Annotated in this window: 20 protein-coding genes; 10 read left to right on the top strand and 10 right to left on the bottom strand. The window is 67.3% G+C overall.

The window, feature by feature from the left end; all coding sequences use genetic code 11:
* Positions 1-12 precede the first annotated feature (12 nt).
* The gene (gene ubiA, locus F3S47_RS04825) at positions 13-972 is read right to left on the bottom strand and encodes a 4-hydroxybenzoate octaprenyltransferase (protein WP_150444051.1); all 960 of its coding nucleotides are present in this window, start codon (positions 970-972) and stop codon (positions 13-15) included.
* Positions 973-988: 16 nt separating this feature from the next.
* Between ubiA and F3S47_RS04830 the strand changes: the two genes are divergently transcribed.
* The 5 genes from F3S47_RS04830 to F3S47_RS04850 all read left to right on the top strand — a co-directional run bounded on the left by F3S47_RS04830 (position 989) and on the right by F3S47_RS04850 (position 4,901).
* A complete protein-coding gene (locus F3S47_RS04830; protein WP_150444052.1) occupies positions 989-1,699 on the top strand; it encodes a 16S rRNA (uracil(1498)-N(3))-methyltransferase in 711 nt (236 codons plus the stop codon).
* Positions 1,696-2,526, top strand: a complete 831-nt coding sequence (locus tag F3S47_RS04835) for a GNAT family N-acetyltransferase (RefSeq protein WP_150444053.1) — start codon at positions 1,696-1,698, stop codon at positions 2,524-2,526. The genes F3S47_RS04830 and F3S47_RS04835 overlap by 4 nt, the downstream gene beginning before the upstream one ends.
* Positions 2,519-3,037 (top strand): hypothetical protein, encoded by a 519-nt coding sequence (locus F3S47_RS04840; protein WP_150444054.1) that lies wholly within the window; start codon positions 2,519-2,521, stop codon positions 3,035-3,037. Before F3S47_RS04835 ends, F3S47_RS04840 begins: the two co-directional genes overlap by 8 nt.
* Positions 3,038-3,139: 102 nt before the next feature.
* Positions 3,140-4,510, top strand: a complete 1,371-nt coding sequence (locus F3S47_RS04845; RefSeq protein WP_150444055.1) for a glutamate--cysteine ligase — start codon at positions 3,140-3,142, stop codon at positions 4,508-4,510.
* Between the two features lie 103 nt (positions 4,511-4,613).
* Positions 4,614-4,901 (top strand): hypothetical protein, encoded by a 288-nt coding sequence (locus F3S47_RS04850; protein WP_150444056.1) that lies wholly within the window; start codon positions 4,614-4,616, stop codon positions 4,899-4,901.
* A gap of 17 nt (positions 4,902-4,918) precedes the next feature.
* Here F3S47_RS04850 and mscL read toward each other — a convergent pair whose 3' ends face one another.
* The gene (gene mscL / locus F3S47_RS04855; protein ID WP_150444057.1) at positions 4,919-5,341 is read right to left on the bottom strand and encodes a large conductance mechanosensitive channel protein MscL; all 423 of its coding nucleotides are present in this window, start codon (positions 5,339-5,341) and stop codon (positions 4,919-4,921) included.
* Positions 5,342-5,481: 140 nt separating this feature from the next.
* On the opposite strand from mscL, the gene F3S47_RS04860 reads away from it, so the two are divergent.
* Positions 5,482-6,183, top strand: a complete 702-nt coding sequence (locus F3S47_RS04860) for a glutathione S-transferase family protein (protein WP_150444058.1) — start codon at positions 5,482-5,484, stop codon at positions 6,181-6,183.
* Here F3S47_RS04860 and F3S47_RS04865 read toward each other — a convergent pair.
* The 6 genes from F3S47_RS04865 to F3S47_RS04890 form a co-directional block, all read right to left on the bottom strand.
* A complete protein-coding gene (locus tag F3S47_RS04865; protein WP_150444059.1) occupies positions 6,180-6,626 on the bottom strand; it encodes a YtoQ family protein in 447 nt (148 codons plus the stop codon). The two genes, F3S47_RS04860 and F3S47_RS04865, sit on opposite strands and share 4 nt — an antisense overlap.
* A 19-nt stretch (positions 6,627-6,645) precedes the next feature.
* Positions 6,646-9,039 carry a phenylalanine--tRNA ligase subunit beta gene (pheT, locus tag F3S47_RS04870; RefSeq protein ID WP_150444060.1) on the bottom strand — a complete coding sequence of 798 codons (2,394 nt, stop codon included), beginning with the start codon at positions 9,037-9,039 and terminating at the stop codon, positions 6,646-6,648.
* Positions 9,040-9,143: 104 nt separating this feature from the next.
* Positions 9,144-9,425, bottom strand: a complete 282-nt coding sequence (locus tag F3S47_RS04875) for a YrhK family protein (RefSeq protein WP_150444061.1) — start codon at positions 9,423-9,425, stop codon at positions 9,144-9,146.
* A gap of 58 nt (positions 9,426-9,483) precedes the next feature.
* Positions 9,484-10,557: a phenylalanine--tRNA ligase subunit alpha gene (gene pheS / locus F3S47_RS04880; RefSeq protein WP_150444062.1), complete on the bottom strand. Its 1,074-nt coding sequence runs from the start codon at positions 10,555-10,557 to the stop codon at positions 9,484-9,486.
* A gap of 59 nt (positions 10,558-10,616) precedes the next feature.
* Complete coding sequence (locus F3S47_RS04885; RefSeq protein ID WP_150444063.1) at positions 10,617-10,982, bottom strand: histidine triad nucleotide-binding protein; 366 nt, start codon at positions 10,980-10,982, stop codon at positions 10,617-10,619.
* 11 nt (positions 10,983-10,993) lie between these two features.
* A complete protein-coding gene (locus F3S47_RS04890) occupies positions 10,994-12,571 on the bottom strand; it encodes a DUF5928 domain-containing protein (protein WP_150444064.1) in 1,578 nt (525 codons plus the stop codon).
* A 146-nt stretch (positions 12,572-12,717) separates the two neighbouring features.
* Here F3S47_RS04890 and F3S47_RS04895 point away from each other — a divergent pair, with 146 nt between their 5' ends.
* Entirely contained in the window at positions 12,718-13,536 is an 819-nt protein-coding gene (locus tag F3S47_RS04895; RefSeq protein WP_150444065.1) for a sulfotransferase family protein, read from the top strand.
* On the top strand, positions 13,508-14,257 hold the full coding sequence (locus F3S47_RS04900) for a hypothetical protein (RefSeq protein WP_150444066.1): 750 nt from the start codon (positions 13,508-13,510) through the stop codon (positions 14,255-14,257). Before F3S47_RS04895 ends, F3S47_RS04900 begins: the two co-directional genes overlap by 29 nt.
* 11 nt (positions 14,258-14,268) lie before the next feature.
* Here F3S47_RS04900 and F3S47_RS04905 read toward each other — a convergent pair whose 3' ends face one another.
* Positions 14,269-15,258, bottom strand: a complete 990-nt coding sequence (locus F3S47_RS04905) for an adenosine kinase (protein ID WP_150444067.1) — start codon at positions 15,256-15,258, stop codon at positions 14,269-14,271.
* A complete protein-coding gene (gene nth / locus F3S47_RS04910) occupies positions 15,255-15,899 on the bottom strand; it encodes an endonuclease III (RefSeq protein WP_150444068.1) in 645 nt (214 codons plus the stop codon). The genes F3S47_RS04905 and nth overlap by 4 nt, the downstream gene beginning before the upstream one ends.
* 118 nt (positions 15,900-16,017) lie before the next feature.
* Here nth and F3S47_RS04915 point away from each other — a divergent pair, with 118 nt between their 5' ends.
* Positions 16,018-16,854 (top strand): methylated-DNA--[protein]-cysteine S-methyltransferase, encoded by an 837-nt coding sequence (locus F3S47_RS04915; protein WP_150444229.1) that lies wholly within the window; start codon positions 16,018-16,020, stop codon positions 16,852-16,854.
* Positions 16,855-16,987: 133 nt separating this feature from the next.
* Positions 16,988-17,650, top strand: a complete 663-nt coding sequence (locus F3S47_RS04920; protein ID WP_150444069.1) for an OmpA family protein — start codon at positions 16,988-16,990, stop codon at positions 17,648-17,650.
* Positions 17,651-17,784 lie beyond the last annotated feature (134 nt).

Raw genomic sequence — 17,784 nt, forward strand, 5'->3', positions numbered from 1 at the left:
CGGGGGCCGCAATCAGACCAGAAGGGCGCAGGCGAAAAACGGCAGGGGAATCAGCCCCGCGTCTCGGTTCGAACGAAAGAGGCTGAGAAGCCGCGGATCGTTGTCCGGATCGAAGCGGGTAAGCTGCCAGGTCAGGTGCCACCCCATGGCCCAGGCGCCGCAAGCCGCGAGGACGAGCGGCAGTATCCCGGCCTCCAGCGTCGCCAAGATCGCGGCGAGCGAGAGGAAGGCGACGGCCCCCATGAGGAATCGGCGCAGCCACGTCGGGGAGCGCTCGCCGAACAGGCGGGCGGTGGATTTCACCCCGATGAGCGCGTCGTCCTCCGCGTCCTGATGGGCATAGATCGTGTCGTAGAAGAGCGTCCAGAAGATGCCGCCGAGGTAGGCGGCGACAGCAGGCCAGCCCAGCGCCCCGGTGGAGGCTGTGAAGGCCAGGAGCGCGCCCCAGTTGAAGGCGAGCCCGAGAAAGATCTGCGGCCACCAGGTGAAGCGCTTGGCGAAGGGGTAGATCGCCACCGGTCCCAAGGCGAGCACCCCCAGGCCGATCGCGGCCCAGTTGAAGGTCAGCAGGATCAGCAGCGCGACGAGGCACTGCGCGACGAGCCAGGCGAGAGCCTGCGGCACCGTGACCCGGCCGGAGGGGATCGGGCGCTCTGCCGTGCGGCGGACGGAGCCGTCGATGTCGCGGTCCGTGATGTCGTTCCAGGTGCATCCGGCGCCGCGCATCAGGATCGCGCCGATACCGCAGCCGATCGCGATCCAGAGGTCGAGCAGCGTGAAGGCGCCCTTCGACAGCGCGCCCAGGCCCACGCCCCACCAGCAGGGCAGCAAAAGCAGCCATGTGCCGATGGGCCGGTCGAGACGCGACAGGCGCAGGTAGGGTTTCCAAGCCTCCGGCGCCCGGGTATCGACCCAATTGCCCGACACCGCGTCGGCGACTGCGCCCCTTGGCCCCGTACTCTGGTCCGTCATGGAGGATCCTTCTGCGATGCCCCGTATCCGCCTCTTTGTAGATCAGCCTCTGGGGTCGGAGCAAACCGTCGAGCTGACGCGGGACCAGGCGCACTACCTCTTCGGCGTAATGCGCCTGGGCGAGGGGGCGGAACTCGCAGTCTTCAACGGGCGGGACGGCGAGTGGCAGGCGCGGGTCGAAAGCGCGGGCAAGCGCGGCGGGACGATCCTCTGCGAGATCCGGACAGCGGAGCAGTGGCATCCACCCGACCTCTGGCTACTCTTCGCGCCGGTGAAGAAGACCGCGACGGATTTCATCGTCGAAAAGGCGGTGGAGATGGGCGTCTCCCGCCTCTGCCCCGTGCAGACCGAGTTCACCAATTCCGAGCGCATCCGGCGGGACCGGCTGCAGGCCCATGCCGTGGAGGCGGCGGAACAGTGCGGCGCGGTCACCGTGCCAGAGGTCGCGGAACTGGCACGGCTCGACCGGGTACTGGCCGACTGGCCGGAGGAGCGCGGTCTCGTCTTCTGCGACGAGGGTCTCGTGGGCGACGCCGTGGCGCGCGAGCTCCCTCCTGCCCCCGCCGCACTGCTGATCGGGCCGGAAGGTGGGTTCTCCGAGCAGGAGCGCGGCAAGCTCGCGGGACTGGCGCAGAGCCTCTCGCTCGGCCCCCGCATCCTGCGGGCAGAGACCGCTGCAGTGGCGGCCCTGGCCCTTTGGCAGGCCGCCTGCGGGGACTGGCGTTGAGGCGCGCGGGCCAATCGGACCTGCCCGGGATCCGCAGGCTGCTCGAGGCCCATGTCGAGCGGACGATGTTCCCGCTGTCAAACCTCCTCCGGCACGGTCTGGACGGGCCCGCAGAGTACGCGCCGAGCTTTTGGGTCGCCGGGCGGCAGGGCGTGACCGACGCCCTTGCGCTCAACCGCAACGGCTCGGTCAATCCCTGCCTGCCTTCGCAAGACTGGGCCGCCGCGGCACGGGCGCTCTCTGGCGCGGCGGTTTCCGCCGTGATCGGGCCGGCAGACGAGTCGCGCCCACTGATCGAGAGGCTCGGACTCGCCGGTCGGCCGACCATGCTCGACCGCGACGACCCGCACTTCGCGATGAAGCTGCAGGATTTGGCCGTACCCGACGGGCCCGGTGAGCTGATCCCGCTTGCCGAGGCGGACCGGGAGACGATGCTGAGGTGGCGCATCGCCTACGAGGTGGAGGCGCTCGGCCTATCTCCGGAGAGCGCGGAGCGCACGGGCGCGGACAGCCTCGCGAAGATCCTGGAGGCCGGGTCGCATCGCGTCCTGGTCGACGACGGCAGACCGCTCGCGATGACGGGTTTCAATTCCGCGCTACCGGAGATCGTGCAGATCGGCGGGGTTTACACGCCGCCGAAGCTTCGCGGAGAGGGCCACGCCCGCCGCGCCGTCGCCCTCCACCTGGCAGAGGCCCGGGCGGCGGGAGCCACGCGCGCCACCCTTTTCGCTGCCGGCGAGGCGGGGGTGCGTGCCTACACCGCCATCGGGTTTCGGCGGATCGGCGCCTTCACCCTCTTCCTGCTGAAGGACCGGGTTCATGTCTGATTTCATTCGTCCCGAGCTCCTCCGGTCGCTGCGTCGCTGGCGCGAGGTCATCGCGGCCGCCCTACTGATCGCTCTCGGCCTCTGGTGGGGCGTGACGAGCTTCGGTGTCCTGCGGTGGCTTGGCGTCGCCATTGCCATCTGCGGGCTGGCGCTGGCCTACGCCGGCTCGCAGCGCCTGCGCTTCAATCCCGGCGGCGGCGGACCGGGCGTGGTGACCGTCGACGAGGCACGGCTGGTCTACTACGGGCCGGAGACCGGGGGCGTCGCCGACCTCGACCTGCTGCACAGGCTGGAGCTCGACCCGGCCGCGCCACCGGGCGCGTCCTGGGTGCTGACGATGGAGACCGGCGAGGTCCTGACGGTCCCGGTCAATGCCGAGGGCGCGGACAGGCTCTTCGATCTCTTCGCCCGGCTTCCGGGCCTCAGGTCCGAGGCCGTGGTCAACGCCCTGTCCCACCGGCCCTCGGACGCGGTGACCCTCTGGCAGGCGCCTCCGCGCAGGCTTCATTGACATCATCCGGCGCAGAGACGCACCCGCGCCGCCGCACATTGACAATACCTCGGCCTTCGGCGCACCTCTGAGGGCCCGAGGCGCCGCCCCAAGGAGCTGACCATGTCCATTCCCCAGTCGGGCGGCGGCCCGATCGAGTCTCGCGACCAGCTCGCCGCTTATCTGGAGGCGGGCTGCAAGCCGAAGGCCGATTGGCGCATAGGGACCGAGCACGAGAAGTTCGGCTACTGCCGCGATACCCAGAAGCCCTTGCCCTACGAGGGTGAGCGTTCGATCCGGGCCGTCCTGGAAGGTCTGCGCGACCGCCATGGCTGGAGCCCCATCGAGGAGGGCGGGCATCTCATCGGGTTGGAGAAGGACGGCGCCAACGTGAGCCTCGAGCCGGGCGGCCAGCTCGAGCTGTCGGGCGCGCCGCTGGAGACGATTCACCAGACCTGCGACGAGGTGAACGAGCACCTGAGGGAAGTGAAGGGCGTGGCGGACGATCTCGGCGTCGGCTTCATCGGCCTCGGCGCGGCGCCGATCTGGCGGCAGGAGGACATGCCGCTGATGCCCAAGGGCCGCTACAAGCTCATGGACGGCTACATGAAAGAGGTCGGCACCATGGGCACCACCATGATGCGGCGCACCTGCACCGTGCAGGTGAACCTCGACTTCGGCTCAGAGCCCGACATGGTGCAGAAGCTGCGCGTCGCACTGGCATTGCAGCCTGTCGCCACGGCCCTCTTCGCGAACTCGCCCTTCCTCGACGGTCGGCCGAACGGCCACAAGTCCTGGCGGAGCAGGGTCTGGCGCGATCTCGATCCCAACCGCACGGGCATGCTGCCCTTCGTCTTCGAGGAGGGCTTCGGCTTCGAGCGCTGGGTGGACTACGCGCTCGATGTGCCGATGTACTTCGTCTACCGCGAGGGCAAGTACATCGACGCGCTCGGCCAGTCCTTTCGGGATTTCCTGAAAGGGGAGCTGCCCGCGCTGCCGGGCGAGACGCCCACGCTGTCGGACTGGGCCGACCACCTGACGACGATCTTCCCCGAGGCGCGGATCAAGAAGTTCATCGAGATGCGCGGCGCCGACGGCGGACCATGGAGGCGGCTCTGCGCCCTGCCCGCCCTCTGGGTCGGGCTGCTCTACGACCAGAGCGCGCTCGATGCCGCCTGGGACCTGGCAAAGGGCTGGGACGCGGAGACCCGCGATGCCTGGCGCGTGGCCGCCTCGGTCGATGGACTTCAGGCGGAGGTCGGCGGACGCCGGATGCAGGACCTCGCCCGCGAGGTCGTCGACATCGCGCGCTCCGGGCTGAAGAACCGGGCGAGGCCCGGGCTCGGGGGCATGGTCGCCGACGAGCGTCACTTCCTGCACGCGCTGGAGGACAGCATCGAGACGGGCATGGTCCCCGCCGATGAACTCCTGGAGCAATACAACGGCCCGTGGAAGGGCGACCTCTCCCGTATCTACGAAGACTACAGCTACTGACAGGATGCGCCGCGGCCACGGTCGCGGCGCCCCTGCTCCCCGCGCCCTTCCGTGCGCCGGGTGGCGGCGTCATCCTCTCCCTGTGTGGTTTACGGAGGAGCAGATGCGCGACTTTTTCATCAACCTGTTCGAGAGGCTCGTGGACGTGATCGTCATCCTGATGATGCTGGCGGTTGTCGCAGGCACAGTGATGACGGCAATCGGGTCACCCGCCGCCATGGCCCCGGGAATGGGTCCGATGGGCCAATTCGGCGGAGGGCCAGGCGCGGCCCTGCTCGTCTTCATCGTCGGGATGCTCTACGTGATCTTCTTCTCCGGGCTCCTCTACCTCGGACTGGGGATCTACCAGAACACCCGCCGCATGGCGGAGGCGATGGATCACCGGCCCTGACCACGGGCCGGTCCGGGTCACCGCTTGAGGGAGTCCCGGATCTCCAGCAGCACGTCGAGTTCGGAGGGGCCGGTATGCACCTCCGGCGCGACCTCGTCGGGCTTCTCAGCGGCGGCCTTCACGCGGTTCACCATCTTGACGAGCATGAAGACGACGAAGGCGATGATGAGGAAGTTGATCACCGCCATGAGGAAGTTGCCGACGGCGAAGACCGGCGCGCCGGCCTCCTGCGCCGCGGCGAGCGAGGGGTAGGTCTCTCCGTTCAGGGCGTAGAACCAGCCCGAAAAGTCGATCCCGCCGGTGAAGAGCGCGATCACGGGGTTGATGATGTCGGCGACGAGGGAGGTCACGATCGCGGTGAAGGCCGCGCCGATGATGATGCCGACGGCCATGTCCATGACGTTGCCCTTGGCGATGAAGTCCTTGAATTCCTGGATCATGACAGGCGCCTCCGCTCCGGATCGATCCGCCTCTCTGCGCGGACGCGCACATGCTTACCGCCGCATGACGGAGCGGCAAACGGTTTTCTTCGGCGCCCGGGCGCTTAGCTCTGGAGAAGCCTCAGAAAAGGGACCGCTCCATGGCCGACCTCTCCGCCTTCCCGATCACCCAGAAATGGGCCCCGACCAATCCGGATCTCATCCAGCTCTACTCCTTCCCCACGCCGAACGGGGTCAAGGCGTCGATCGCCCTGGAAGAACTGGGGCTGCCTTACGAGCCGCACCTGGTCAGACTCGGCGACGAGTTCGTCAAGAGCGACGCCTTCACCTCGCTCAACCCCAACGGCAAGATCCCTGCGATCATCGACCCCGACGGGCCGGGCGGTCGGCCGATGGGCCTTTTCGAGAGCGGGGCGATCCTGATCTACCTGGCCGAGAAGACCGGCAAGCTGCTTGGTGAGACGCCGGCGGACCGGCATCAGGTGATCCAGTGGGTCATGTTCCAGATGGGCGGCGTCGGACCGATGTTCGGCCAGCTCGGCCACTTCCACAAAATGGCGAAAGAGGACGTGCCCTACGCCAAGTCGCGCTACGCCGACGAGGCGAAGCGGCTGTACTCTGTCGTGGAGAGCGAGCTCGAGGACCGGGAGTGGATCGCGGGCGACTTCTTCTCGATCGCCGACATCGCGCTCGCACCATGGCTGAACGCGATCCACTTCTACGAGGCGGAAGAGGCCGTCGGCTTCGACGAACTGAAGAACGTGCCGGCCTACATCGAACGCTTCTTCGACCGGCCGGCAGCGCAGAAGGGCCGGAGAATCCCCGACCCCGACGCCGCTTAGGGCAGCTTGCCCGTCTCGACGTAGCGCAGGATCTGCGCGACCTGGAGCGGCGTCTCGGCCACCGCGGCGGCGGCGGCGTCGACTTCCTTGAGCGCATGCTGGTGCTCGGGCGGATGAACGATGACGAGCGGCTTGCCGAGGGCCGAGGCATAGCCCGCATCGAAGGCCGCGTTCCACTGCTTGTACTTCTCTCCGAAGCGCACGACGACCACGTCGGCCTTCTCAAGGCCAGTGCGGGTACGGATCGAGTTGACGCCCGCCCCCTTGCGGTCGTGCCAGAACTTGTCGCTCTCCGCCCCGAGGATCGCGACGCCGCAGTCGTCGCTCGCGCCGTGGTCTGTGACGGGACCCGAGAACTCTACATCGAGCCCCTCGCAGGCCTGGGCCACCTCGACACGCCAGTCGGTGTGGATCTCGCCGGACAGATAGACCTTGAGCGTCATGCCTCTCCCTTTCCTTCGATCAGCCGCGGAGCGTACCGCCCGTGGCCTTCTGGACCTTTTCAACGATTTTCGCGCCGACCGCCTCGATCTCCTTGTCGGTCAGCGTCGCCGTGGAGGGCTGAAGACGGACCGTGATCGCGAGGCTCTTCTTGCCCTCGCCGAGAGAGCCGCCGACGAACTGGTCGAAGACGCGCACGTCCTCGATCAGGCCCTTCTCGGCCCCTGCCGCGGCGTTGACGAGCGTGAGCGCATCGACGTCGGCATCGACGACGAAGGCGAAATCGCGCTCGACGGCTTGCAAATCGGGCGCGGTGAGCGCGCCACGCGTGGCGGAGGTCTTGCGCGGTTCAGGCACCGCATCGGGCCAGATCACGAAACCAACCGCCGGGCCCTTCACGTCGAGAGCCTCGAGCACCTTGGGGTGAAGCTCGCCGAAGACGCCGAGCACCTTCTTCGGGCCCAGGCAGATCCGGCCGTGGCGGCCCGGATGCCACCACCCCTCGGCCCCCCGTAGAATCTGGACCTTGGCGGGCGCACCGATGGCCGCAAGCAGGGCCTCGGCATCGGCCTTCGCGTCGTAGAGATCGACGGCCCGGGAGGTGCCGTGCACCTCCTTCGGGCCGGTGCGGCCGATCCGGACCCCGGCGATCTGCGTCTCCTGCTCGCCCGGCTCGCTTCCCGAGAAGGCGGCGCCGACCTCGAAGAGACCGACGTCGAGAAAGCCCCGCGCCTGGTTGCGGGCGGCGGCCTGCAGCAAGCCCGGCAGGATCTGCGGGCGCATGTGGCTCATTTCCGAGGAGATCGGGTTCTCCAGCCGAGCCGAGTCGTCACCGCCGAAGAGCTCCGCCGATGCCGCGTCGATGAACGAATAGGTCACGCACTCGTTCAGCCCGAGCGCCGCCGCCGTCCGGCGCGCGATCTGCTGACGCTTCTGGCCGGTGGTCAGGATGGGCTTCGGCACGCCCGTCTCGGTGCGCGGCATCGGCCGCCCCTCGAGCTTGGTCAGCGAGGCGATGCGGGCGACCTCTTCGACGAGGTCGGCTTCGCCCTGCACATCGGGCCGCCACGAGGGGACGCTGGCCATGTCGCCGTCGAGGGTGAAGCCCAGCGCCTCGAGCGAGTGCCGCTGTTCCTCGGCCGGGATTTCCATCCCCACGAGGCTGACGACGCGGTCGGTATCGAGCCGGTAAGCACGCGAGGTGTCGGGAACCTCGCCGGCCTGGATGAACTGCGAGGCCTCGCCGCCGGCGATATCGACGATCATGCGCACGGCATGTTCGACGCCCTGGGGAGTGAAGGCGGGATCCACGCCCCGTTCGAAGCGATAGCGGGCATCCGAATTGATCTTCAGCGCGCGGCCCGTGTAGGCGATCTGGATCGGATCCCAGTAGGCGCTCTCGACGAAGACGTTGACCGTCTCTTCGGTGCAGCCGGTCTCTTCGCCGCCCATGATGCCGGCGAGGCTCTCCGGCCCTTCAGAGTCCGAGATCACCATCTGGCCGGGCTGGAGCGTGTAGGTCCGCTCGTCGAGCGCGAGCAGGGTCTCGCCGCCCTCGGCGCGGTGAATGCGCAGGTCGCCCTTCACCTTGTCCAGGTCGAAGACGTGCAGCGGCCGGTTCAGGTCGTAGGTGAAGAAATTGGTCACATCGACGAGGAAGCTGATCGGACGCAGCCCGATCGCGCGCAGCCGGTCCTGCAGCCACTGGGGAGAGGGGCCGTTCTTCACGCCGCGGACCACGCGCCCGCAGAAGAGCGGGCAGCCGTCCAGGGTGTCCTCGGCGATGGTCACCTTGGTCTCCGCCTCGAAGCTGGCGGGGACCGGCTCGACGCTGAGCGGCTTCATCGTGCCGAGGCCCCGCGCCGCGAGATCGCGGGCGATGCCCCGGACGCCCAGCGCGTCGGGACGGTTCGGGGTAATCGCGATCTCGATCACCGGGTCGACCTTCGCCGGGTCATTGGCCGCGAGCCAGTCCACGAACCGCTCGCCGACTTCGCCGGAGGGGAGCTCGATGATGCCGTCGTGCTCGTCCGACAGCTCCATCTCGCGCTCGGAGCACATCATGCCGTGGCTCTCGACACCGCGGATCTTGCCGACCTGGATCGTCGTGTCGATGCCCGGGACGTAAGTGCCGGGATGGGCGATCACGACCGTGATCCCCTCACGCGCGTTGGGGGCGCCGCAGATGATCTGCTTCTCCCCCTGCGAGGTCTCAACCATGCAGACTTTCAGCTTGTCCGCGTCCGGATGCTTTTCGGCGGCGCGGACCTTGCCGATGGTGAAGTCCTTCAGGCGGTCTCCGGGGTTCTCCACCCCTTCGACCTCGAGCCCGAGGTCGGTGAGCGCGTAGAGGATCTCGTCGAGCGTGGCCTCGGTCTCCAGATGATCCCGGAGCCAGGACAGAGTGAATTTCATGGGTCGCCCCTGCGTTTGGCGGCATCGGTCGCGGGCGGTTTAGCCGAAGGCCCGCAGGGGGGAAACCCCGGCTTCGGCCCAGACCGCCAGAGCGCGCCCGCAGGTCAGCCGCTCATCCGCTCGGCGAGGTCCTCGTCGTCGCCCATCGCGGCCAGCTTGAGTTCCCGGACGAACCGCAGGGTCGGCTTCACGGCGAAGAGCGCGGAGCCGATCACGAAGAACCAGATGGCGGCCGTTTCGAGGTCGTTCCAGAAGAACAGGATCGACCCGATCAGGAAGGACATCGCCGCAGTGAAGTCGACGGCGGTGTAGGCGATCTCGAAAGAGGCGTAGAGCTTCCGCGAGCGTTCCGATTTCTGACGGTTCTCGTGCGAGAAGAGTTGCATGGGGTGTCTCCGCTGTTTCGCGCAGAACGCCCCTGCAAGGCTCACGTTCCGGTGACGGTCAGGCCGACAACCCGCGATGCAGCGTCGGCACGTCCAGGGCGCTGAAGCCGTAGTGACGGAGCCAGCGAAGGTCGCTGTCGAAAAAGGCGCGAAGATCGGGGATGCCGTACTTCAGCATCGCGATCCGGTCGATGCCCATACCGAAGGCGAAGCCCTGCCACTTGTCCGGATCGATACCGCCGGCCTGCAGGACCTTTGGATGCACCATCCCCGAGCCCAGGATCTCGAGCCAGTCGTCGCCCTCTCCGACCTTGAGCGTGCCGCCTTCCCAGGAACACCGAATGTCGACCTCCGCCGAGGGCTCGGTGAAGGGGAAGTGGCTCGCGCGGAAGCGCAGCTCGACGTCGTCGACCTCGAAATAGGCCTTCACGAATTCCTCGAGCACCCATTTGAGGTTCGCCATCGAGATGTCGCGGTCGATCGCGAGCCCCTCGACCTGGTGGAACATGGGCGTGTGCGTCTGGTCGTAGTCGGCCCGGTAGACCCGGCCGGGCGCGATGACGCGGCAGGGGGCGCCGTAGGCCTCCATGTGCCGGATCTGGACCGGCGAGGTATGGGTGCGCAGAACGTGCGGAGGACGGTTATCACCCTCGGCCCGTGCCATGTAGAAGGTGTCCATCTCGGCCCGGGCCGGGTGATGGCCGGGGATGTTGAGCGCGTCGAAGTTGTACCAATCGCTCTCGACCTGCGGCCCTTCGGCCACGGAGAAGCCCATGTCGGCGAAGATCGCCGTCAGTTCTTCCATCACCTGGCTGATCGGGTGGATCGTGCCCTGCGCCCGCGGCCGGCCCGGCAGGGTGACGTCGAGCCATTCGGCCGCAAGCCGCTCTTCGAGCGCGGCATCGCCCAGCGCCGCCTTCTTCGCCGTGAGGGCCGAGGTGATCTCGTCCTTGAGGGCATTCAGGCGCGGGCCGGCTTCCTTGCGCTCTTCCGGGCTCATCTTGCCGAGTTCGCGCATGGCGAGGCTGACCTCGCCCTTCTTGCCGATGGCCTGCACGCGCAGCGCCTCGAGCGCCGCTTCGTCGGAGGCCTCGGCGATGAGGCCCAGGTACTTCTGTCTCAGGTCGTCCATGCTCGCACCCCGGATGGTCCGCGACCGGTTAGCCCCCGGCCGCCCGGTTTGCAACCGGCTCAGGCCGGGTCGAGCATCCGGCCCATGGGCCGTCCGCCGAGGATGTGGACATGAAGATGCGGGACTTCCTGCACGCCGTTCTTGCGCGCGTTCATGATCGCGCGGAAACCGTCCTCAACCCCCTCGGAGCGGCAGACCTGTCCGACGCAGCGCCAGAAGTCGACGATCTCGGCGTCGGTCGCCTCTTCGCAGAAATGGTCGAGCGTGGCGTAGGGGCCCTTCGGGATCACGAGCGCATGCACCGGCGCCTGCGGCCGGATGTCCCGGAAGGCGAGAGAGTGCTCCGTCTCGTGGACCTTGTCGCAGGGGATCTCCCCGCGCAGGATCTTGGCGAAGATGTTCTCGGGATCGTAGTCGAAGGGCATCGGTGTCTCCGTCAGTCGGCAAAGAGATCCGGGGTCTCGGCCACGCTGCGGGCCGTTTCCTCGGGCACGGTCAGGAAGCTCCGGATCGGCTCGGCGTTCTCCGCCGGCGAGCGGCGGTCGCTGATCTGCCCCGAGTTGGGGAAGCTGGCGTCCCGGATGCATTCGCTTTCGTAGAGGATGTCGTAGCGGATGGTCGGCAGCAACCGGTCGATGGTTTCCGGCGGCGCCTCCGCCCCGGCGAGCCCGATCCGCTTGGCATGCCCGGCGAGGTAGTCGTCCGAGAAGCTGCACTGGACCTCCAGCATCCGGGTCACGGACCTGTCGGCGTAGAAGTCCTGCATGAGATCGATGGAGGCCGTGTCCAGGCAGATGATGAGCCTGTCCGTCTCGTAGTAGTCGAAGAGCATCCGCATGAGGGCCCTGCGGTGGCGGGTCCTCTTTTCCAGCGTGGCCTGAATGCCGCCGAGATCGGGAAGCTCGGTGTCGGCCTCGTTGAAGAGGTATTCGAGCGCGGGGATGTTGGTGTGGTGCTTGATCGACCCGACGAGCCGCTTGGCGACGTGCCACTTCTTGCAGGCGACGATGAGCAGTTCCTTGTCGCGGCCGAGCGAGGTCTCCGTCTCCCAGAAGCGGGGCGCGAAGCGTCGGCCGATCCGCCCCCGACCCGCAAGGAAGCCGTAGAGCCTGCGACCCTCGTTCGAGACACTGAAGTCGCGCCGGTCCGAGGCATAGAGCACGCCGAGCCGCTGCCGCAGGTCGGAGGCCTCCGGACTGATCTTCCGGGCGAAGAGCGCATCCTGGCTGAGCAGCAGGTCGTAGTGATCGTTGTAGAATGTGACCGGCATCCCGTAGTCGCTGAACATCAGGAAGGTGAGCGACCGGTTGACGATCTCGGTCTCGGGCACGAGGTGCCGCACGAGGGTCTGGAAGAAGGTCTCGTCCGGAATCCAGGTGGTCCGGAAGAAGCGCATCACGTCCGGCCGCTCGCGCCGCATCCGGAGGATCGCCTCGATGGTCCGGCGTCGCAGGCACCACCACTGGCTCCCGATCATGATGCGGAGATCCGACGGGATGCGCCGTTTCAACCCAAGCCGCCGCTGAAGGTCCATCGAGGCATAGAACAGGGACTTCCGCGACCGTTCGTTGAACCAGTGGCGATAGATCAGCCGCTCTTCCTTGATCCCCGTCTTGATCCAGTCGCTTTCAAAGAAATCCTCGCTCTCGATGTAATCGACGTCCCGGGAGTCCAGCAGGTCGTGGGCGTAGCCGGAGGACTTGATCGCCATGCAGTCGCCCGAGACCATGTAGAAGTGGCTCGCGCGCGGGAAGGCCTCGACCGCGGCCTCGATGGCGTTGAGCGTCGCCTGGACGAGGCTCCACTCCCCCCAGCCGCCCTTCACGCGCCGACGGGCGAAGGTGACGTTCGGATCATCGGCGAGCTCCGCCCGGATCCGTCGGTAATCCTCCTGCGGAGCGCGGGCATCGAAATGGATCGAGATGTAGTCGCCGACCGCGGTCAGTTGCCGGGCCTGCTGCACGATCCGCTCGGGGTTCTTGTGACACAAGAGTATGAAGGCGATGCGCGCCATGTCCCGCCGATGTGTCCCCGATTGGCCGCTGTCCTGCCGTAATAGCTTGAAGGCGCATTGAATAAACAGGGGGCGATTGCGATTCTGCAGCCGATGTTGCGGCCGGGCGGCCGGCACATCGGCCCGCGTGCACAGGGAGGACGTGAATGGGGTTTCCCGGGACCTGGATGACCGAGAGCGAGAGCGTGGTGTACCGCGTGGTACCCAAGTGCGCCTGCTCGACCATCGGGCAGATCCTCTATTACTCGGACCACGGCCGTTACTTCGACGGCGACATCCACGACGCCAAGGACGGCCTGCACAAGTGGGCGATGGACGAGAGTCAGCCGCTGATCGAGGCCAACGTCTCGGCCCACCGCAGCTTCGCCTTCACCTGCGTGCGCAACCCCTACACCCGCATACTGTCCTCCTTCTTCGACAAGATCTGCGGCATCCAGCGGAACGGCAAGCGGTACCGAGGGAACCTCGTGCCGATGCTCGTCCAGAAGTACGGGGTCGAGGTGGGCGATCCGGAGAACGGCTTCGAGTTCGACCAGATCAAGAGTTTCCGGCGCTTTCTTCTGTTCGCGCGCGATACCATCCGCTGGCGTCGCCCGATGGAGCCCGACATCCACTGGTCGGCCATGTCGGGCCATATCTCCACCTTCATCGTCAACGGCGGCCGCTACGACCACATCTTCTGGACCGAGAAGTTCAACGAGGGGATGCAGCAGGTCCTCGACCGGATCGAGACGCCGGTGGCGGTGGAGATCGACAAGGTCCCGCGCTTTAACGAGAGCGAGGGGCACGGCCCCAAGCGCGCCCATCCGGTCGAAGACTACTTCGACGACCTGGCGATGCATCTGACCTACGAAATCTACAAGCGCGACTTCCAGCTCTTCAGGTATGATTTCGAGAATCCGGCCAACAAGATGCCGGTGGGTGAGATCGATTTGGATGAAGTTCACGCGAAACTCGGCGAATGACGCTCCCGCGGCGATCGTTCTGATCCTCGGCAGCGGCCCAAACGTCACCGACTGCCAAGTGTGGCCGAGGGCGCCCTTCGACAGGATTGTCGCGATCAACAACGCCTGGCGGGTCAGACCCGACTGGGACCACTGCATCTACCCCGAGGACTTTCCCGAAGACCGGCACCCGCCAGAGGGTCCGGGGCATGTGCGGGCGGAGGCCTTCGTGCCGGCGCAGAACGCCTATGGCGGCTTCGTCTATGCCGGAGGAACGATGGCCTTCACGGCGGGCTACTGGGCGCTTCACGCCCTCGCTCCACGGGTCATCGCCTGTTTCGGCTGCGACATGGTCTACGAGGGGGCGCGCACGCACTTCTACGGACGCGGTACCGCCGACCCGCTCCGTCCCGACGTCACGCTCCGCTCGCTGGAGGCGAAATCGGCCCGGCTGATGCTGCTGGCGGCGCGGCAGGGATGCGCGGTGGTCAACCTGTCGACCTCCGGCAGCCGCCTTGCCCTGCCCCGCGCGAGGTCCGACGGGCTTGGGGACCTGAGGCCCCTGCCCGCCGAGGGTGAGGCCGTCGAGGCCCTCCTGGAGCGCGAGAGGCGGCTTGGCTACCACGTTCCTTCCGGCCGGTACTGGGAGGAGGCCGAGCGCTTCGACCCCGAGGAGATCGACGCGCTCGATGCGGGATGGCTCGCTGCGGCCCGACTGGACCTGGAGCCCGCCCCCGCCTGAACCACCTCGTGTCAGAGCAGCCCGTGGTTCCGGAACAGTTCCTTCAGGTCCGCCTCGGGACGCGCGCCGTAGTGCGAGATCACCTCGCGCGCGGCGATCCCGCCCATCCGACCGCAGGTCATCATGTCATGGCCCAGCACGAGACCGTAGAGGAACCCGGCCGCGAACTGGTCGCCCGCCCCCGTGGTGTCCATCGGGACGATCTTGTCGACCGGCACGTCGGTTCGATGCCCCTCGCGGATGATTGTGTCGCCGTTCCCCGACCGCGTGCAGACCACGAGCGAGCAGGCCTCGGACACCCGCTTCAGGTCGGCCTCGAGGTCGTCGTTCTGGTAGAGCGAGCGGATCTCGTCCTCATTGCCGATCACGAAATCCAGCTCGTTCTCGATCAGCCGCTGGAAATCCTCGCGGTGCCGCTCGACGCAGAAGGGATCGGAGATCGCGATACCCGCCATGCCCCCGTGTGCGCGGCAGGTTCGGGCGGCCTTGGTGAAGGCATCCTTCCCCTTGTCCTTGTCGAACAGGTAGCCCTCCAGGAACATGATCTCGGCATGGGCCGCCACGTCCTCGGACACGTCGTCCGGGCCGATCTCGGCGGAGATGCCGAGGTAGGTGTTCATCGACCGCTCCCCGTCGGGGCTCACGAAGATCATCGACCGCGAGGTCGGAAGCTCGCCGTCTGGGACGGGCGGGTTCACGAAGTCAGGCCCGTCGCCCGTCATCGCGTCGGCATAGAACCGGCCGAGCGCGTCGTCCCGGACACGGCCGATGAACGCGCCTCTTAGACCGAGGTTGCCGATCCCGGCGAGCGTATTGGCGACGGAGCCGCCCGGCGCCTGCGTCCGGTGCTCCATCGCGCCGTAGAGCGTCTCGGCCCGCTCGCGCTCGATGAGCTGCATGATCCCCTTCTCGATTCCCATGTGGTCGAGAAAGCTGTCGTCGGCCTGGGTGATGACGTCGACGACGGCGTTGCCGATGCCGACGACCTGGTATTTCTTCATGCTGTCTTGTCCTCGTATGGGCAGAGATCGCGGATGAGGCAGGCGGCGCATTTTGGCTTGCGCGCCACGCAGATGTATCGGCCGTGCAGGATCAGCCAGTGATGGGCATGCAGCTGGAACTCGACCGGCACGTTGTCCTCAATGGCCCGCTCGACCGCCTCGACATCGCGCCCCGGGGCGATGCCGGTGCGGTTGCCGACCCGGAAGATATGCGTATCGACCGCCTGCGCGGGGAAGTGAAACCACATGTTCAGGACGACATTCGCCGTCTTCCGTCCCACCCCCGGCAAAGCCATAAGGGCGGCGCGCGAAGACGGGACCTCGCCACGGTGTTCCTCGACCAGAATGCGCGAGAGCTTGATGACGTTCTTGGCCTTGTTCCGGTAGAGGCCGATGGTCCGGATGTGTTCGGTCAGGCCCTCCTCGCCGAGCGCCAGCATCTTCTCCGGCGTGTCCGCGATCTTGAAGAGCTCGCGCGTGGCCCGGTTCACGCCGGCGTCGGTCGCCTGCGCCGAGAGCGCCACGGCCACGACGAGGGTATAGGCGTTGACGTGTTCGAGCTCGCCCTTGGGCTCGCCCTCGGCGGTGCGAAAGCGCGTGAAGATCTCGCGCATCGTCTCATAGGGCAGCTGCTTGGCCATCGGACCGGGTATGGCCCGGCTCACTCCGGACGGCAAGCCGATGCCCGGCTGGACTGGGCTGGCCGGATGCGCAGGAACCGGGTCGCGCGAGGACGGGGAGCGGCCTAGTCTCCGGCGCATGGAGATTCATGACGCATATCACTACCGGGTCATCGGCCGCGCGATCGAGCTGATCGACGCCGCCGACGCTCCGCTGTCGCTCGAGGGCCTCGCGGCCGAGATGAACATGAGCCCCGCCCACTTCCAGCGCGTCTTCTCGCACTGGGTCGGCGTGAGCCCGAAGCGCTACCAGCAGTACCTCACGCTCGACCATGCGCGGCGCCTGCTGGCGGAGCGTTTCACGACGCTGGAGACCGCGGATAGCGTGGGTCTTTCCGGCCCTGGACGTCTGCACGATCTCTTCCTGCGGTGGGAAGCGATGAGCCCGGGCGACTACGCCCGCGCCGGGGAAGGCCTGACCATTCGCTGGGGCTGGTTCGAGAGCCCCTTCGGCCCCGCCCTGGTCATGGGAACGGACCGCGGTCTCTGCGGCATCGCCTTCGCCTCGGAGACCGGGCCCGAGCCCGCCATGGCCGACCTCCGCTCCCGCTGGCCGAAGGCCGACTACGTCGAGGACCCGACCTTCCTGCGCGACTGGACCGAGGCGGCCTTCGGAGGCGGCGGCGAGGTGCCGCTCCTGCTCTCGGGGCGTCCCCTCCAGATCAAGGTCTGGGAAGCGCTCCTGGCGATCCCCTCCGGTCACGTGACGACCTACTCCGAGCTTGCCCGGGCGGCGGGGTCTCCCGGCGCGGTCCGGGCGGTGGGCACGGCCGTGGGCCGCAACCCGATCTCGTTCCTGATTCCCTGTCACCGCGCCCTGCGAAAGTCCGGGGCGCTCGGCGGGTATCACTGGGGACTGCCAGTGAAGCGCGCGATCCTCGCCTGGGAAGCCGCAAGGGCGGATGCGACGGCCTAGGGACCTCGGCGCCGTCTCGCGCGTCTATCGCACAGCAAGGCCCTGCTATTGGCTATCACGGGGCTTTTGCCCATAGACTCATCGCGACGGGCGCAGTCTGCCCGCATTTCAGAACCGAACGGAACGGACGACCATGACACTCAGACTCTTCACCCTCGCCGCGACCACCGGGGCGCTCACCCTCGCGGGTTGCGCCGATATGCGCGATCCCAACAACCCGAACCGCAACACCCAGACCGGCGCTGCTGCCGGCGCCGTCGTCGGTGCACTGACCGGGGCTGTCACCTCGCAGGGCGAAGACGACGAGGAGCGTCGCCGCCGTATCCTCGGCGGTGCCGCCATCGGCGCTGGCCTCGGCGCCGCTGCGGGCTATTCGCTCGATCGCCAGGAAGCGGAACTGCGCCAGCAGCTCGGCAGCCAGGTGGATATCCAGAACACCGGGTCCAACCTGATCGTCACCCTGCCGCAGGACATCCTCTTCGCCACGGACAGCGCCACGCTGACCGGCGCGTTGCAGTCCGACATCGCGGCCCTCGCCCGGAACCTGAACCAGTACCCGGGCACCACGGTCACCGTTGTCGGCCACACCGACAACGTGGGCGACGCCTCCTACAACCAGAACCTGTCGCGCCGCCGCGCGCAGGCCGTGACCTCGGTGCTGGTCTCCAACGGCGTCTCGCCGAACCGCATCCAGACCATCGGCCGCGGCGAAGATGCGCCCGTCGCGGACAACCTGACGCCGCAGGGCCGTCAGCAGAACCGCCGGGTCGAGATCATCATCAACCCGCCGGCGTAATCGCCGGATCACCGCTGCAAACAAAGAGGGGCCGCCTCGAGCGGCCCCTTTTTTGTGCCTGGACACATAGGTCCAAGGATAAAAGAAAACCCCCGGCTCTTTCGAACCGGGGGCCCCTGTCCCTCGAACCCTCT

The sequence above is a fragment of the Histidinibacterium aquaticum genome, assembly GCF_008710275.1.
GTDB classification, from domain to species: domain Bacteria; phylum Pseudomonadota; class Alphaproteobacteria; order Rhodobacterales; family Rhodobacteraceae; genus Oceanicola; species Oceanicola aquaticus.

Coding starts and splice junctions, on each gene's coding strand:
- F3S47_RS04900 (WP_150444066.1), top strand. CDS start 13,508: ATGAAGTTCACGCGAAACTCGGCGAATGACGCTCCCGCGGCGATCGTT.
- mscL (WP_150444057.1), bottom strand. CDS start 5,341: ATGATCCAGGAATTCAAGGACTTCATCGCCAAGGGCAACGTCATGGAC.
- F3S47_RS04830 (WP_150444052.1), top strand. CDS start 989: ATGCCCCGTATCCGCCTCTTTGTAGATCAGCCTCTGGGGTCGGAGCAA.
- F3S47_RS04850 (WP_150444056.1), top strand. CDS start 4,614: ATGCGCGACTTTTTCATCAACCTGTTCGAGAGGCTCGTGGACGTGATC.
- F3S47_RS04895 (WP_150444065.1), top strand. CDS start 12,718: ATGGGGTTTCCCGGGACCTGGATGACCGAGAGCGAGAGCGTGGTGTAC.
- F3S47_RS04875 (WP_150444061.1), bottom strand. CDS start 9,425: ATGCAACTCTTCTCGCACGAGAACCGTCAGAAATCGGAACGCTCGCGG.
- ubiA (WP_150444051.1), bottom strand. CDS start 972: ATGACGGACCAGAGTACGGGGCCAAGGGGCGCAGTCGCCGACGCGGTG.
- F3S47_RS04865 (WP_150444059.1), bottom strand. CDS start 6,626: ATGACGCTCAAGGTCTATCTGTCCGGCGAGATCCACACCGACTGGCGT.
- F3S47_RS04920 (WP_150444069.1), top strand. CDS start 16,988: ATGACACTCAGACTCTTCACCCTCGCCGCGACCACCGGGGCGCTCACC.
- nth (WP_150444068.1), bottom strand. CDS start 15,899: ATGGCCAAGCAGCTGCCCTATGAGACGATGCGCGAGATCTTCACGCGC.
- F3S47_RS04885 (WP_150444063.1), bottom strand. CDS start 10,982: ATGCCCTTCGACTACGATCCCGAGAACATCTTCGCCAAGATCCTGCGC.
- F3S47_RS04890 (WP_150444064.1), bottom strand. CDS start 12,571: ATGGCGCGCATCGCCTTCATACTCTTGTGTCACAAGAACCCCGAGCGG.
- F3S47_RS04915 (WP_150444229.1), top strand. CDS start 16,018: ATGGAGATTCATGACGCATATCACTACCGGGTCATCGGCCGCGCGATC.
- F3S47_RS04905 (WP_150444067.1), bottom strand. CDS start 15,258: ATGAAGAAATACCAGGTCGTCGGCATCGGCAACGCCGTCGTCGACGTC.
- pheS (WP_150444062.1), bottom strand. CDS start 10,557: ATGGACGACCTGAGACAGAAGTACCTGGGCCTCATCGCCGAGGCCTCC.
- F3S47_RS04845 (WP_150444055.1), top strand. CDS start 3,140: ATGTCCATTCCCCAGTCGGGCGGCGGCCCGATCGAGTCTCGCGACCAG.
- pheT (WP_150444060.1), bottom strand. CDS start 9,039: ATGAAATTCACTCTGTCCTGGCTCCGGGATCATCTGGAGACCGAGGCC.
- F3S47_RS04860 (WP_150444058.1), top strand. CDS start 5,482: ATGGCCGACCTCTCCGCCTTCCCGATCACCCAGAAATGGGCCCCGACC.
- F3S47_RS04840 (WP_150444054.1), top strand. CDS start 2,519: ATGTCTGATTTCATTCGTCCCGAGCTCCTCCGGTCGCTGCGTCGCTGG.